Origin of the sequence: Streptomyces sp. NPDC047453, assembly GCF_040643155.1 — a bacterium.
In the GTDB taxonomy this organism is placed as follows: Bacteria; Actinomycetota; Actinomycetes; order Streptomycetales; family Streptomycetaceae; genus Streptomyces.
The window spans coordinates 47747-61662 of sequence record NZ_JBEYTS010000014.1 but is presented as its reverse complement, the minus strand read 5'-3'; the positions used below and the strand labels follow the sequence as shown (position 1 = coordinate 61662).

The 13916-nt window shown below is 71.8% G+C and carries 15 protein-coding genes; 4 read left to right on the top strand and 11 right to left on the bottom strand.

What is annotated here, in order from left to right; translation table 11 throughout:
- Positions 1-21 precede the first annotated feature (21 nt).
- The 3 genes from ABZ818_RS15530 to ABZ818_RS15520 all read right to left on the bottom strand — a co-directional run bounded on the left by ABZ818_RS15530 (position 22) and on the right by ABZ818_RS15520 (position 3219).
- The gene (locus ABZ818_RS15530) at positions 22-1119 is read right to left on the bottom strand and encodes a PDZ domain-containing protein (protein ID WP_361414443.1); all 1098 of its coding nucleotides are present in this window, start codon (positions 1117-1119) and stop codon (positions 22-24) included.
- A 356-nt stretch (positions 1120-1475) separates the two neighbouring features.
- Positions 1476-1934 carry a molybdenum cofactor biosynthesis protein MoaE gene (locus ABZ818_RS15525; RefSeq protein ID WP_361414441.1) on the bottom strand — a complete coding sequence of 153 codons (459 nt, stop codon included), beginning with the start codon at positions 1932-1934 and terminating at the stop codon, positions 1476-1478.
- A gap of 175 nt (positions 1935-2109) precedes the next feature.
- Positions 2110-3219: an SDR family oxidoreductase gene (locus tag ABZ818_RS15520; RefSeq protein ID WP_361414439.1), complete on the bottom strand. Its 1110-nt coding sequence runs from the start codon at positions 3217-3219 to the stop codon at positions 2110-2112.
- A 193-nt stretch (positions 3220-3412) separates the two neighbouring features.
- Between ABZ818_RS15520 and ABZ818_RS15515 the strand changes: the two genes are divergently transcribed.
- Together ABZ818_RS15515 and ABZ818_RS15510 are read left to right on the top strand one after the other, a co-directional pair.
- Positions 3413-4879 (top strand): zinc-dependent metalloprotease, encoded by a 1467-nt coding sequence (locus tag ABZ818_RS15515; RefSeq protein ID WP_361414437.1) that lies wholly within the window; start codon positions 3413-3415, stop codon positions 4877-4879.
- Positions 4876-5391 carry an NUDIX hydrolase gene (locus ABZ818_RS15510; protein ID WP_361414435.1) on the top strand — a complete coding sequence of 172 codons (516 nt, stop codon included), beginning with the start codon at positions 4876-4878 and terminating at the stop codon, positions 5389-5391. Before ABZ818_RS15515 ends, ABZ818_RS15510 begins: the two co-directional genes overlap by 4 nt.
- Before the next feature lie 61 nt (positions 5392-5452).
- On the opposite strand, the gene ABZ818_RS15505 is transcribed toward ABZ818_RS15510, so the two are convergent.
- From ABZ818_RS15505 to ABZ818_RS15490, 4 genes are all read right to left on the bottom strand, one after another.
- A complete protein-coding gene (locus ABZ818_RS15505; protein ID WP_361414433.1) occupies positions 5453-6208 on the bottom strand; it encodes an AIM24 family protein in 756 nt (251 codons plus the stop codon).
- Between the two features lie 17 nt (positions 6209-6225).
- A complete protein-coding gene (locus ABZ818_RS15500; RefSeq protein ID WP_361414431.1) occupies positions 6226-6906 on the bottom strand; it encodes an AIM24 family protein in 681 nt (226 codons plus the stop codon).
- Between the two features lie 11 nt (positions 6907-6917).
- Positions 6918-8627, bottom strand: coding sequence for a TerD family protein (locus tag ABZ818_RS15495; RefSeq protein WP_361414429.1), 1710 nt, complete (start codon positions 8625-8627; stop codon positions 6918-6920).
- A gap of 134 nt (positions 8628-8761) precedes the next feature.
- Positions 8762-9361 carry a M48 family metallopeptidase gene (locus ABZ818_RS15490; protein WP_361414427.1) on the bottom strand — a complete coding sequence of 200 codons (600 nt, stop codon included), beginning with the start codon at positions 9359-9361 and terminating at the stop codon, positions 8762-8764.
- Between the two features lie 296 nt (positions 9362-9657).
- Between ABZ818_RS15490 and ABZ818_RS15485 the strand changes: the two genes are divergently transcribed.
- Together ABZ818_RS15485 and ABZ818_RS15480 are read left to right on the top strand one after the other, a co-directional pair.
- Positions 9658-10872 (top strand): TOMM precursor leader peptide-binding protein, encoded by a 1215-nt coding sequence (locus ABZ818_RS15485; RefSeq protein ID WP_361414425.1) that lies wholly within the window; start codon positions 9658-9660, stop codon positions 10870-10872.
- A complete protein-coding gene (locus ABZ818_RS15480; protein ID WP_361414423.1) occupies positions 10865-12244 on the top strand; it encodes an AarF/ABC1/UbiB kinase family protein in 1380 nt (459 codons plus the stop codon). Before ABZ818_RS15485 ends, ABZ818_RS15480 begins: the two co-directional genes overlap by 8 nt.
- A 13-nt stretch (positions 12245-12257) precedes the next feature.
- On the opposite strand, the gene ABZ818_RS15475 is transcribed toward ABZ818_RS15480, so the two are convergent.
- The 4 genes from ABZ818_RS15475 to ABZ818_RS15460 form a co-directional block, all read right to left on the bottom strand.
- Positions 12258-12461 (bottom strand): hypothetical protein, encoded by a 204-nt coding sequence (locus ABZ818_RS15475; protein ID WP_361414614.1) that lies wholly within the window; start codon positions 12459-12461, stop codon positions 12258-12260.
- Positions 12462-12673: 212 nt separating this feature from the next.
- Positions 12674-12997 carry a hypothetical protein gene (locus ABZ818_RS15470; protein WP_361414421.1) on the bottom strand — a complete coding sequence of 108 codons (324 nt, stop codon included), beginning with the start codon at positions 12995-12997 and terminating at the stop codon, positions 12674-12676.
- Positions 12994-13362: a WhiB family transcriptional regulator gene (locus ABZ818_RS15465; RefSeq protein WP_141358597.1), complete on the bottom strand. Its 369-nt coding sequence runs from the start codon at positions 13360-13362 to the stop codon at positions 12994-12996. Before ABZ818_RS15465 ends, ABZ818_RS15470 begins: the two co-directional genes overlap by 4 nt.
- A gap of 174 nt (positions 13363-13536) precedes the next feature.
- Complete coding sequence (locus ABZ818_RS15460) at positions 13537-13857, bottom strand: hypothetical protein (protein WP_361414419.1); 321 nt, start codon at positions 13855-13857, stop codon at positions 13537-13539.
- Between the last annotated feature and the right edge of the window lie 59 nt (positions 13858-13916).

Here is a 13916-nt window from a genome sequence, read left to right as displayed (position 1 = left end):
ACACGGCCGGGGCGCTGCCCGTCAGCCCTTGGCCGTGCACTTCGGCAGATCGGCGGTCTTGCCGCCGCGGATCTCCTTCAGTGCGGTGAGCGCGTCGCCCATCGTGTGCACCTTGACGAGGGTGAGCCCCGAGGGGGTGTCCTTGGCGGCGGCCGCGCAGTTCTCGGCGGGGGTGAGGAAGAACCGGGCACCCTTGCTGCGCGCGCCGACGGTCTTCATCTCGATCCCGCCGATCGGGCCGACCTTGCCGTCATCGGCTATCGTCCCGGTGCCGGCCACGAACTTCCCGCCGGTCAGGCTGCCCGGTGTGAGCTTGTCGTAGATGCCGAGCGCGAACATCAGCCCCGCGCTCGGGCCACCGACGTCGGCGAGCTTGATGTCGATCGTGAACGGGAACGTGTGATCGGTCCCGGCGGAGATCCCGACGATGGCCCGCTTGGCCCCGGTGTCGGCGGACTGCGCGGTCGTGATGGTGACGTCCTTGGTGACGGTCGCCGTCCTGTGCTGCTTCGCGGCGGCGGCCTGCTCCTTGGCCGGCACGATCGTGAAGACCACGTTCTGCCCGGGCTCGTGCTTGGTGACCAGCTTGGAGACGTCGGAGGGCTGCTTGACCGGCGTGCCGTCGACGGCCTTGATGACGTCGCCCGCGTGCAGCCTGCCCTGCGCCGGGGTGTCCTTGACGACCGTGGAGACGATCACCCAGGACTGCACCGGGATGCGGAGTGCCTTCAGTGCGGCGACCTTGGCGCTCTCCTGGGAGAGGGTGAACTCCTCGGCGTTCTCCTGGGTCGACTGCTCCTCTGTCTTGCCGTCGGGGTAGAGCGTGTCGTGCGGGACGATCTTGCTGTCGTGCGCCAGCCAGCCGTAGACGGCCTCGACGAGGTTCATGCGGTAGTCGGCGCTGGTGACCCGGACGGTGGTCATGTTGAGATGGCCGTCCGCCGGGTAGGTCTTGCGGCCGGAGATCTGCAGCACCGGCTCGCCGCCGTGCTCGCCCAGGGTGTTGACCGTCGGCCCCGGTGACATCTCCGAATACGGCACGGGGAACAGGACTCCCGCACACAGGAGCGCGATCAGCATCAGGGTGGAGGCGAGCATCGTCGCGGTGCGGCGTGGCATGACTCGACAGTACGGGACGGTTCTGTCAGCGCACCGTCAGGGCGGAACGCTCATGTACCGGAGTGGGACCTCTCCATGGCCTCACGGAAACGGGCGTAACCGTCCAGCTCGGGACCGTCGCTGCGCGCCCTGCGGGTCCGGTTCGCCCAGCTCCCCCACAGTCCGGCGCCTATCGCAGCCATAAACGGAATCAGCAACCAGGCGAGCGCCGCCATGCCGACCTCCCAACCCCAGATGAGCGACAGCAACTGACTGATCAGCAGATTAACCATCCGCACTGACAACGCTCACGGCAGGGGTTCGGTTACGCAACCGGAACTGCGGCGACGGGGCTCCGAGCCCCGGGCGACGGCGAGCTAGGCGCCGACCCATTCCTCGGTGCCGTCCGAGAACCTCTGGTGCTTCCAGATCGGCACCTCGTGCTTGAGGTCGTCGATCAGCTTCCGGCAGGCCTCGAAGGCCTCGCCCCGGTGCGGACACGACACCCCGACGACGACGGCGAGGTCCCCCACCTTCAGGTCCCCCACACGGTGCACGGCCGCCAGCGCCCGGACGGGGTACCCGGCCGCGACGTTCTCGGCGACCCGGCGCATCTCCGCCTCCGCGCTGGGATGGCAGGAGTATCCGAGCGCGTCGACACCCGAGCCCCCGTCGTGGTTCCGCACGGTCCCCACGAACAGCGCGGTCCCGCCGGCGGCGTCGTCCCCGAGCGCCTTGAACACCTCGTCCAGGGAAAGCGGGGTCTCCCTGACGCCGATCAGCTTGATGGGGTCCTCGGCGGCGTACTCGCCGGGATGATCGTTGGTGGCTGCCATGCGTCCATCGTGCCGCACACGCGGAAGGCCGGGGAATAGCGCGATCACCCGCACGCGCGCGTGCGGGTTCGGAGTGTCCTACAGGGGGTGCCTCGTACAGGGGCTCGTACAAGGGCTCGTACAAGGACTGCTCATGCGGGGACGGCCGCGTCCGAAAGGCCCCGCGGTCCGCCTCTCAGCGCCGGCGTGCCTTGCGGGCCCGCCGCACCACCGCCGCCGCGCCCAGCAGGGCCACCGTCGCCCCGGCCGCCCCCGCCGCCGTCGCGTCCTTGCGGCCCAGGCGCCGCCCGGCGACCGTGTGCCGCCCGGACACCTCCTCCAGCAGCGCCTCAAGGACCTCCTCGTTGGTCCACCGCGGCCGCCATCCGGCGTCGTGCAGCCGGCTGCCGCTCACCACCCACGGGTACATCGTGTAGGCCAGGTCCCCCGCCGGAGACGGCGTGAGCCCGATCCGGTGCAGCCGGGCCGCCGCCCCCAGCGCGACCGCCGACGGCAGCTCCATGCGGCGGATCCCGCTGAGCTCCTCGACCTCCTCCTGTTCCAGCCACCCGTCGCACCCGACGACCAGTTCCCCGTCGACCTTCTCCAGCACGGCGTACTCCAGCGCGCTGCACAGGTCCTCCACGTGGCAGAACTGCCACGCGGGCCGCGACCCGGCCACGACCAGCAGGCGCGGCGACTCGAAGTACCTGGTCAGAGCGGTGTCCGTGCCGCCGACCAGCACCGCGGGCCGGACCACGGAGACGTTCAGCCCGGGGTGCGCCCGCGGCGCGCGCCGCGCCAGCCGCTCGATCTCCAGCAGGTCGCCGACCCCGGTCGCCTCGGCGGTCGCCCGCAGCTCCGCTTCCTCCGACAGCGGCAGCTCGTTGTCCGGCAGCGCCCCGTAGACCATCGCGGAGGTGCACAGCACCACGCGGTGCACCCCGGCCGCCGCAGCCGCGGTCAGCACGGTCTGCGTCCCCCGGACGTTGTACGCCGTCCGGGCGGCCGAATCGGTCTCCAGGTCGAGGTCGAGCGCCAGGTGCACCACGACGTCCGCGCCGCGCAGCTTCTCCGCGATCACCGGATCCCGCACGTCGAGGATGTGCCACTGCGCCGCCGCGCACTCCCCGCGCCGCTCGTCGATGGCGATGACCTGCCTGACCTCGGCGGACTCGGCCAGCCGCTCGGTGAGCAGCGCGCCGATCCCGCGGGCGGCTCCGGTGACCGCGACGACGGGCCCGCGCGCGGCGGGAGTGCTCTCGTGGTTTCGCGCTGCGCGAACCTGTGGATCTGGGGAACTCACCGGGCGTCTCCAGCGGTTGTCTTCACATACGGGCGCGAATGACGCGTACGTACCAGGTGGCATCCATCCTGCCGCAGGCGTTCTGTCGGCGAAGCACCGAGGCCCGAACCGCTCGCGGTGTCTACGCTGGGTGGTGTTGTCGGGCAGCCGCGCCGCCGGAGAGAACCGGTGGCCTTACCAGCCGAGGAACCCCGTGAGTGACACCCCATTCGGATTCGGCCTTCCGCCGGAGGAGCCGGACGACGGCGACGAGGGCAAGAAGAAGGACCAGCAGAGCGGCGGTGAGCAGGGACCGGCCAACCCGTTCGGTTTCGGACTGCCCGGAGCCGGAGGCTTTGGCGGGCCCGGCGCCGACAATCCGCTCGCAGCCATGTTCGGTTCGCTGAACCCCACCGACCTGGGCGCGGCGTTCCAGCAGCTCGGCCAGATGCTCTCCTACGAGGGCGGGCCGGTGAACTGGGACATGGCCAAGCAGATCGCCCGCCAGACGGTCTCCCAGGGCACCTCCGACGGCACCAAGGACGCCAGCGTCGGCCCCGCCGAGCGCACCGCGGTCCAGGACGCCGTCCGGCTCGCCGACCTGTGGCTGGACGACGTGACGTCCCTGCCGTCCGGCGCCGGCTCCGCGGTGGCGTGGTCCCGCGCGGAGTGGGTCGAGGCCACCCTCCCGGCGTGGCAGGAGCTCGTCGACCCCGTCGCCGAGCGGGTCGGCACCGCCATGGGCGACGTGCTGCCGGAGGAGATGCAGGCCATGGCCGGCCCGCTGATCGGCATGATGCGTTCCATGGGCGGCGCCATGTTCGGCACGCAGATCGGCCAGGCCGTCGGCGTGCTGGCCGGCGAGGTCGTCGGCTCGACCGACATCGGTCTGCCGCTCGGCCCGGCCGGCAGGGCCGCGCTGCTGCCGTTGAACATCGAGGCGTTCGGCAAGGACCTGGGCGTGCCCAAGGAGGAGGTGCGGCTGTACCTCGCCCTGCGCGAGGCCGCCCACCAGCGCCTGTTCTCCCACGTGCCGTGGCTGCGCTCGCACCTGTTCGGCGCGGTCGACGGGTACGCGCGCGGGATCAAGGTCGACACCGCCAAGCTGGAGGACGTGGTCGGCCAGTTCGACCCGCAGAACCCCGAGCAGTTGCAGGACGCCCTCCAGCAGGGCATGTTCCAGCCGGAGGACACCCCGGAGCAGAAGGCCGCCCTGGCCCGCCTGGAGACCGCTCTGGCCCTCGTCGAGGGCTGGGTGGACGCCGTGGTGCACGCGGCGGCCAAGCCGCGCCTGTCGTCCGCCGACGCGCTGCGCGAGACGCTGCGCCGCCGCCGGGCCTCGGGCGGCCCGGCCGAGCAGACGTTCGCCACGCTGATCGGCCTGGAGCTGCGCCCGCGCCGGCTGCGCGACGCCTCCCGTCTGTGGGCCTCGCTCACCGACGCGCGCGGGGTGGAGGGCCGCGACGGCCTGTGGGCGCACCCGGACATGCTGCCCACCGCCGCCGACCTGGACGACCCGGACGGCTTCGTGCACCGCGAGCAGATGGACTTCTCCGAGCTGGACAGGATGCTCGGCGAGGCGGCGGGCGGTTCCGCGCCGAAGCCGGACCTGCACAAGAGGACCGAGAGCACCGAAGCCGACAAGGACTCCGAGAACGACAAGGGCGACAACGCCGAGTGAGCCTCCACGACGACGCGGTCCTCGTCCTGCGCGAGTACGGGGACCAGGAGGATCTGCGCCCGCTCTACCTGGAGCACCTGCGGACGCGTCCGAACGGCCTGTGGAAGGCCTGCGCGGACGGGCACATCACGGCGAGCGCCCTGGTGATCGACCCGGAGCGCGGCCGGGTGCTGCTGACCCTCCACAGGAAGCTACGCATGTGGCTCCAGATGGGCGGCCACTGCGAGCCGGAGGACGCCACGCTGGCGGACGCCGCCCTGCGCGAGGCGACCGAGGAGTCGGGCATCGAGGGGCTGGTCCTGCTGCCCGGCGGTCCCGTCCGCCTCGACCGCCACCACACGCCGTGCGCCTGGCATCTCGACGTCCAGTACGCCGCGCTCGCGCCGAGCGGGGCGGTCGCGGCCATCAGCGACGAGTCCCTGGACCTGCGCTGGTTCGCCTACGACGACGTGCCGGACGTGGCGGACAAGTCGGTCGTCCGCCTGCTGGAGGCGACGCGCGCCCGGGTCTGACCGTGCTCTGACCGTGCGAGGGGCGACCACCGTGGTGGTCGCCCCTGCCCGTGGCCTCGGCTCAGCCCCAGACGTTCCCCTGGTTCTGTCCCCGCGCCCCCTGCTGCCCCATGCCGAACTGCGCGGCGAGGCCCTGCCCGATCACCGCGTTCTGCGGCGGCAGCAGCTCGCTGGGCTGGACGAGCGCGTAGCCGCTGCCCATGAAGCTGAGCTCCCAGCCCTCGCCGGTGTTGCCGCGGCGACGCCACACACCAGTGGAGTGCGTCTGGGCCTGCATCTGTACGCGCAGTCCGGTGGACCAGGCGACGATCGCGTCGGCGTCGCAGTTGACGTACTTGTCCGGCGTCACCTGCATCAGCAGCGGCGCGCCGGAGGTCATCAGGGCGACCCTGCCGTGGCCGGTGATGTTCAGCTGGTACTTCCCCGAGCCGGAGATGCCGTACATGCTGTCGACGGCGACGGCCTCGTGGTACAGCGAGGAGTCCATCGCCAGCACATAGCTGCTGTCGACGGTCAGGCCGTCCTGTTCGACGTCCATGATGTGCACGTACTGGGCGAGGTTGGCGAGGTAGACCGTGCCCTGTCCGTGGCAGCGCATCAGGTCAAGGCCCTCGCCGGTGTACGCGCGCGTGCGTGCCTGGCTGCGGGTCTGGTACTCGGCGTCGAACTCGATCATGCCCTGGTAGGCGACCATCGTGCCCTTGCGGGCGAGGATGTCGTCGTGGCCCTCCAGGGTGACGCGGAGCATCTGCTTGTTCTGCACGCTCCAGCGCTCCTGCGTCTGGGCTTCGTTGAAGGCGAAAAGCGGGCTCTGCATGGTCTCCTGTCTCCCCCTCAGCCGCGCGTCCGCAGGCGGTCGGTGCTGTCCTCGCTGGGCTGTACGACGACGATGCCCTGACCGGAGAAGGCCATCTGGTAGGCCTCTCCGCTGCCCCGGCCGATCAGGGACTGCGCCCTGAAGCTGCGCTTGCCCTTCACCTTCAGGTTCGGCGACCAGGCGACGAGGGCGTCCGGGTCGACGTAGGTCTCGTTCTCGCCCTCGCCGCAGTCGACGACGATCGGCTCGCCCCGGGAGGTCAGCGCCACCCAGCCCTGTCCGGAGATCCTGGTGTTCCACAGGCCCTGCCCGGCGAACTTCGCCAGCCCCTTGACCCGCTCGACGCCCCAGGTCAGGCCGGCGTCGAAGGCCAGCAGGTTGGTGGCGTTGACGGAGATCGCGTCACCGCCGAGGTTGATGACGACGACGTTGGCTCCGTAGTCGGCGAGGTAGAGCAGTCCGTCGCCGGTGCACTTCATCAGAGGGGCGCCCTCGCCGGTGACCCAGTCACGCGCGATCTGGCGCACGGCCGAGGGGCTGGGCTCGTACTGGATGAAGCCCTCGTAGGCGACCATCGAGCCCACGCGCGCGAAGAGGTCGTTCCCGGTCTGCATGGCGACCTTCAGCATGTGGCTGCCGTGGTTCTCCATGCGGGCGGTGACGGGTGCGGGGGCGTAACCCGCGAGCGGCTGGTTCATGACGGGCTCCCTCAGACCTCATAGGGCTGGACGACGACGAAATTGCCGGGGGCTGCGCGGAACTGGAGGTTGACGCCCTCTCCGGTGTCGCCCGGGTAGGCGTTGCGGCGCATCCGCACCTGGCTGGAGACGATCACCTGGGCGGCGGCCGACCAGGCGACCACGGCGTTGGAGTCGACGAACGTCGTCGGCGTCACGGGCAGGACGACCGGTGTGCCGTGCGTCTTGACGACGATCGTGCCGGTGCCCTGGAACTGCATGGTGAACAGGGCGCCGCCGGGGATGCCGTGTCCCTCGACGCGGCGGACCTCGTACTCCAGGCTCTCGTCGAAGGCGAGCACGTTCTCGGCGGAGACGCAGATCGCGTCGCCCTGAAGCTCGACCGGGTGCAGATGGGTGGAGTTCTCGGCGAAGAACACCTGGCCCTGGCCGGTGCAGCGCATCAGCTGCATCTCCTGGCCCGTGACGTTGCCCGTGATCCGGCCCGCGAAGCCGGCGCCCTTGTAGGTGAAGTCGACCTTGCCCTGGTAGAGCACCATGCTGCCCTGCCGGGCCAGCACGGGCCGGCCGCCCTCCGTGCCGAGGTCGGCGCGGACCAGCTTGCTGTTCTGCAGGGTCCAGCGCCGGCCGGTGGGCGCCTCCTTGTACAGGTTCAGCGCGGTGGACACCCCGGCGGCCTGGGGAGCGGCCTGCGGCGCTCCGTACGGCGCGGGTTGGCCGGGGACCTGGCCGAAAGGCGGCTGGTGACCGTAGCCGGGAGGCGGGGGCGGGGCCTGCGGTGCCTGGTACTGGGCGGGCGGCGGGGGCGGGGTCTGGCCGTGTGCCTGGCCGTACGGCGGCTGCCCGTAGGGCGCGGGTGCCGGGGCGGGCGGCGGGACCGGGCCGCCGGGCGGGGTCAGGGGGGCGATGATCGTCGGCGCCGCGTGCACCGAGGGCGCGGGACCCGGCGCCGGGGGCGGGGGCGGCGGGGTGGCTCCCGGGGGCGGCGTGAAGCCGTGCGCGGCGGGTGGCGGCGCGGGGGCGGCCGGGGGTGGAGCAGGGCTGGCCGGAGGGGGCGCGGGAGCGGCAGGGGCCGGTGCGGCCGGCCCGGAGGGGACGGCGAACTCCGGGGGCGCGGTGGCCTGGGCGGGCGAGGCGAAGCCCGAAGCGGCACCGGGCTGCGGGTCCTGGCCCGCGGCGGGGCCCTCCTCCTCTTCCAGGACTTCGCCGCCGAAGTTCTTCAGCAGCGCCTCGAGGCCTCCGTCGAAGCCCTGGCCGACGGCCGCGAACCGCCACACGTCCTTGACGTAGAAGTCGCCCAGCATCACGGCCCGTTCGGTGGAGAACTCCGAGCCGTCGAACGCGTACCGGGCCACCTCCTCGCCGCCCGCCACGATGCGCAGGTACCCGGACTCGATCTGCGACATCTGCCCGGCACCGTCGACGGCGGCCGTGAACGACAGCTTCCGGATGTGCGGCGGGATCTTCTCCAGCGTGACCCGGAAGGACTCCGTGTCGCCTGCCTGAGCGCCCAGCAGCTGGATGGCCTCCTCGGGGGACTTCGGCTGGTTGAAGAAGACGAAGTAACGGTCGTCCGAGAGGCGTTCGTCGGCGTCCAGCCCGAAGCAGCTGATGTCGACGGTCAGTCCGGGTGCCGAGATCTGCACGCCTACGTACAGATCCGTCCCCGCGGTCAGGTCACTGATCCTGGCCTTGTGGCCGCGCTGGAATTCCCTGGGCATGCGTAACGACCGTCCCCCGTCCCGAGTGCGAGTGCGTCGCGCCAGGCTAACGGCAAACTCCGACACCGGACGAAGTCGGTACAGACCCGGTACACAAACACAGTCCGGCGTACCGGACGCCCCCGGCGGCCCGGTCACTCGCCGCGCGTTCCCTGCGGAGGATGCGGCAGCCGCGCGGCCGCGGCCACCCCCTCCAGGTAGCCCCGGGCCCGCTCGGTGCGCGGGTACGCCTCCAGCAGCCGCCAGAAGTCGGGGCCGTGTCCGGGGACGAGCAGATGGGCCAGCTCGTGCAGCAGCACGTAGTCGACGACGTACTCGGGCATCCCCTGAAGACGGTGGGACAGGCGGATGCTTCCCTCCACCGGGGTGCACGAGCCCCAGCGCGTGTTCTGGTTGGTGACCCAGCGGACCGAGGCGGGCCGGGCACGGCCGTCGAAGTACTGGGCGGACAGCCGCTCGGCGCGTTCGGCCAGCTCCGTGTCGCCGAGCGCCCGCCGGCTCTCCTGGGCGGCCAGCTTGTCGAGCATGACACTCACCCAGCGCCGCTCCTCCGCCTCGGACATCCGGGCGGGGATGAGCACGACGGTGCGACCGCCCTCGCGGTACGCGGAGACCGTCCGGCGGCGCCGGGCGCTCCTGCGGACCTCGATCTCGCTCGCCGCCTCGCCCTCCGGCGGCCGGCTGGTCTTGCCGCGCTGTGGCGTTCCGGCACGGTTCAGTGGGTCGGCGGACACGCCCCGACGTTACCGGGTGCGGGGACGAGAAGTCCCGGGCCCGGAACGGTTCCGTGCGGATCCCCCACCGAGGGTCCGATTCGTACGATGAGTACCCACCGCCTGTGGACAACTTCCGGCACCCGCTGTCCGGGCCGGGCATGCTGGCAGTCGTGGCAGTCGTCGGTGGCGGCTCGGACCGGCTCCACCGGCGCACGAGGACGTCCCGATGCCTTTCTTCACTTCCTTCGTTCCCTTCGCTCTGTTCGTTTCCTTCGTTTTCGATGCTTCTCCTTCTTCGGGCTACGGGGGCTCGCATGCATCCGATGGTGAAACCCGCGCTCAGGCGCGGCTGGCGTGATCTCGGCACCGTGCAGTTCGGGATGACTCCCGCGCACGCGATGACACTGGGCCTGTTGGACACCGCGACGGGCAGTTTCCTGGACCTGCTCAACGGCACGCGCGGACTGCCCCTGCTGCGGGAGGAGGCGCGCCGCATGGATCTGCCCGACGGCCATGTCGACCGTCTGGTGGAGCGGCTGGCCCAGGCCGGGCTCCTGGACGACGCCCGGGGCGGCGGCGCGGCGGCCGGCGCGCTGCGGGAGCGGAAGGAGGCCATGGACCGGCTGGGGCCCGATCTCGCCTCCCTCTCCCTGATCACGCGCGAACCCGGCGAGGCGGTGGAACGCCTCGCCGCCAGACGTGAGGCGCGTGTGCAGGTCAAAGGCGCGGGCCGGGTGGGCGCCGTCCTGGCCGCGCTGCTGTCCGGGGCGGGGGTCGGCGAGGTCGACGTGCGCGACGGCGGCTGTGTGGAGCCGTGGGACGTCGCCCCGGGCGGGATGTCCGCCGAGGCCGTCGGCGAACGCCGGGACACCGCGGCGCGGCGGGCCGTGCGGGCGGCGGCCCCGGACCGTCCGGCCCGCCGCACCCCCCGGACGCAGCCCGAGCGGGAGGAGCGGGGATTCGCCCTGGTGGTCCTCGCCCCGCGGGACGACATCGCCGTGCACGCGCCCGATCCGTCCGCGGCCGCCGCCCTGATCGAGTCCGGAACCCCTCATCTGTACGCCGGGGTGGTGGAGGGCACGGGCGTCGTGGGCCCGCTCGTCCTGCCCGGCGAGACCGGCTGCGCCGGCTGCCTGCACCGGGACCGCACGGACCGGGACGGGACGTGGCCGCGTCTGGTGGCGCAGTGGCGCTCGGGCAGGCCACGTCACGTACGTCCGTGTGATCTGGCTCTCGCCGCGACCGTGGCCGCCCTGTCGGCCGCGCACGCGCTCGCCTTCCTGGACGGGGAGTCGCCCTCCAGCGCGGGCGCCCGCTGGGAGGTGTCGCTGCCCGGCCTGAACTGGCGCGCGCGACCGGTGTGGCCGCATCCGTCCTGTTCGTGCGGCGCGGCCGGGAGAGCCGAGAGGGAGCGCGCCTCAAAGAACGGGGAGGCACGCGCGACAATGGCTGGGCAACGGCCGTCATCGACGCCCTGCCGTCGGGCAGACGCGGCGCGGCTTGCTGGGACTTGGAGGGCGCATGTCTGATCTTCCCCGGAAGGCGGTCACCCGGACCGCCAAGCTCGCCGCGCTCCCGCTCGGTTTCGCCGGGAGAGCGACCTGGGGACTCGGCAAACGGATCGTCGGCGAGTCCGCCGATCTCGTCGGCCGTGAGCTGCAGCAACGCACGGCCGAGCAGTTGTTCAAGGTGCTCGGCGAGCTCAAGGGCGGGGCGATGAAGTTCGGGCAGGCGCTGTCCGTCTTCGAGTCGGCGCTCCCCGAAGAGGTCGCCGGCCCCTACCGGGTGGCGCTGACCAAGCTCCAGGAGGCGGCGCCGCCGATGCCGACGCGCACGATGCACTCCGTACTGAAGGAGCGGCTCGGGGCGCACTGGCGCGAGCTGTTCGAGGAGTTCGAGGACAAGCCGTCCGCGGCGGCCTCGATCGGGCAGGTGCACCGGGCGGTATGGCACGACGGCCGCGAGGTCGCGGTCAAGGTGCAGTACCCCGGCGCCGGTGAGGCCCTCGTATCCGACCTGACCCAGTTGAGCCGTTTCGCCCGTCTGCTGGGGCCGCTGGTTCCCGGCGTGGACATCAAGCCGCTGATCGCCGAGCTCAAGGACCGCGTCTCCGAGGAGCTGGACTACGGACTGGAGGCGCAGGCCCAGCAGGCTCATGCCGAGGAGTTCGCCGACGACCCGGACGTCGTCGTCCCGGCGGTCGTCCACCAGCGCGACCAGGTCCTGGTCACCGAGTGGATGGACGGTGTTCCGCTGTCCGAGGTGATCGCGGACGGCACCCAGGCCCAACGCGACCGCGCCGGCCAGCTGCTGGCCCGCTTCCTGTTCTCCGGCCCGGCCCGCACCGGCCTGCTGCACGCCGACCCGCACCCCGGCAACTTCCGTCTTCTGCCCGGCGGACCGGAGGGCGAGGACGACTGGCGCCTGGGCGTCCTGGACTTCGGTACCGTCGACCGCCTTCCCGGCGGCCTGCCGACGCCCATCGGCTCAGCGCTGCGCATGGCGCTCGACGGAGAGGCGGAAGCGGTCTACGAGATGCTCTCCACGGAGGGCTTCGTGAAGGAGTCCATCGAGCTGGACCCGGACGCCGTCCTCGACTACCTCCTGCCGATCATCGAACCGGCCCAGGTGGAGGAGTTCACCTTCACCCGCGGCTGGATGCGCAGTCAGGCGGCCCGGATCGCCGATCCCCGCTCTCCCGCCTACCAACTGGGCAAGCAGCTCAATCTGCCCCCGTCGTACCTGCTCATCCACCGGGTCACGCTCAGCACCATCGGTGTGCTGTGCCAGCTGGGGGCCACGGTGCGGCTGCGGGAGGAGCTGGAGGAGTGGCTGCCGGGTTTCGCCGCCCGTCCGGAAGGCGAGGAGCCGGACGACGAGCAGTCGGCCGCCGAGGCGTGAGCACGCGGGGGGACTACCACCAGGCGGAGTCCAGGCGCCCCTCGATCGAGCGGAGGTTCTCGCGGGAGCAGGCGTCGCAGAAGTAGCGCCGGGCGCCGTTCTCCACGGAGCAGGTCCAGGTGGGCGGCCGGCCCTCGGCCAGGGTGCCGCAGCGCGCGCACACCAGGGCGGGACGCTCCGCGCTCTCGCCGTCGCGGTCCGTGCCGTCGCGGGTCATACCACGGTGCGCCGTGCCCGCGTGGGCCGCGCTCGCGTGGTTCGTGCCTCCGGGAAGACTCGTCACTCCGCGACCATACCGCCGGGCCGCTGATCGGCGGGAACAACGCACCGCGGGGGCCGGTCCGTCCGAACGGACCGGCCCCCGCGGGGAGAGTTCCGGCCTCCCGGGCCGGGAGGCCACCGCCAGGCGGTGGGGAACAGCGTTGTGGGTCAGTGCATCACTGCCATGGCGAGCGCGCGGCGGGCGCGCAGCGAGGCGCGCTCGGCGCGGCGCTGCATCCGGCGGGCGGCCGCCAGGCGTACGGCTTGGCGCTCCCTCTCCGCCTCGTGCAGCCGCTCGTGCATATGCGCACGAGCCAGCGCTTCTGGGATGAGTTGCATCTCTCGGTTCCTGTTCTGACGCGAGTCGTTCGCGCCGGTGGTGGTGACGTCTTCGGTCGCGGAGCCTGCGGGCTCGCTGGCGGACGGCTTCATCGGGGCCTGCTTCTGGGGGTCGTGCGTGAGGGGGCGGTCGATCGTTCCTGCGGTGTTCATGCCGTGACCGGGTTCTTACGCGGGCGGCCACGCGGCCGCTTCCGGGCGACGACGACACCTTGGACGAACAGCTCGCCGCCCCAGACGCCCCAGGGCTCACGCCGCTCCTTGGCGCCGGCGAGGCAGGCCTCGATCAGCGGGCAGGTGCGGCAGAGGGACTTGGCGTACTCCACGTCCGCCGGCGACTCGGCGAAGAAGACCTCCGGGTCGTAGGAGCGGCACGGGACGGGCACGCCGAGGTTCTCGATGGCGTCGTCGAGCGCGGTGAGCGCGGTGAGCGGGGTCAAGGCGGGGTCCTCCGTGAGACCAGGCTTGGGGATCGTGTCGGAAGGCGGTACGGACGGGACGTGCGCTTCGAGTTGCACGGTTCGTCTTCCTCGTCTGTTCGGGTCGGCCGGTCGGCCGGGTGTCGGCTGGCTACCGGGTTCTTGTCTTGTCCCGAGGCCCCTTCGCTTCGCTGTCCCCGTTCGGGGAAAACAGAAGGGCCGCGGATCCCGGATGGGGTTCCGCGGCCCTGAAGGCGCCGGCCTGATCGGCGATCAGGCTGGATCACTCCAGGGTTCTGGCCCACGGAAGGCCCACGTCAGGTGGTGCTGCTTCGTCTGCTCCCGGTTACCGGCACCGGCCGCCTGAACGGCATAGGCCTGTGCCTGTGCCGCTACTGCTTCCAGTGCCTCGGTCGGTCGCTCGTCACGCTCACGGACGGGAAGACCCGCGAGGGACACAAAGGACTCCGGACGCACGGCAGCGATGCCGGACAGACCGGTGCCCTGGTTGAAGGCGCCGAGCATGCACAGGGAGACGACCGAGCGATCGGTCATTTTGGCGGTGCTGATGGAGCTGGTCTTAAGAGTGATCACTGGGCTCGCCTCCTCTCGGCGTCTGAGGGACTGGGGTGAGCCAGTCCGTACGGATATGC

Excerpts from the sequence above, each read along its gene's own strand:
- ABZ818_RS15525 (WP_361414441.1), bottom strand. The coding sequence starts at position 1,934 with ATGGCAGCCACCAACGATCATCCCGGCGAGTACGCCGCCGAGGACCCC.
- ABZ818_RS15495 (WP_361414429.1), bottom strand. The coding sequence starts at position 8,627 with ATGCCCAGGGAATTCCAGCGCGGCCACAAGGCCAGGATCAGTGACCTG.
- ABZ818_RS15470 (WP_361414421.1), bottom strand. The coding sequence starts at position 12,997 with ATGAACACCGCAGGAACGATCGACCGCCCCCTCACGCACGACCCCCAG.
- ABZ818_RS15480 (WP_361414423.1), top strand. The coding sequence starts at position 10,865 with ATGTCTGATCTTCCCCGGAAGGCGGTCACCCGGACCGCCAAGCTCGCC.
- ABZ818_RS15505 (WP_361414433.1), bottom strand. The coding sequence starts at position 6,208 with ATGCAGAGCCCGCTTTTCGCCTTCAACGAAGCCCAGACGCAGGAGCGC.
- ABZ818_RS15500 (WP_361414431.1), bottom strand. The coding sequence starts at position 6,906 with ATGAACCAGCCGCTCGCGGGTTACGCCCCCGCACCCGTCACCGCCCGC.
- ABZ818_RS15530 (WP_361414443.1), bottom strand. The coding sequence starts at position 1,119 with ATGCCACGCCGCACCGCGACGATGCTCGCCTCCACCCTGATGCTGATC.
- ABZ818_RS15485 (WP_361414425.1), top strand. The coding sequence starts at position 9,658 with ATGCATCCGATGGTGAAACCCGCGCTCAGGCGCGGCTGGCGTGATCTC.
- ABZ818_RS15475 (WP_361414614.1), bottom strand. The coding sequence starts at position 12,461 with ATGACCCGCGACGGCACGGACCGCGACGGCGAGAGCGCGGAGCGTCCC.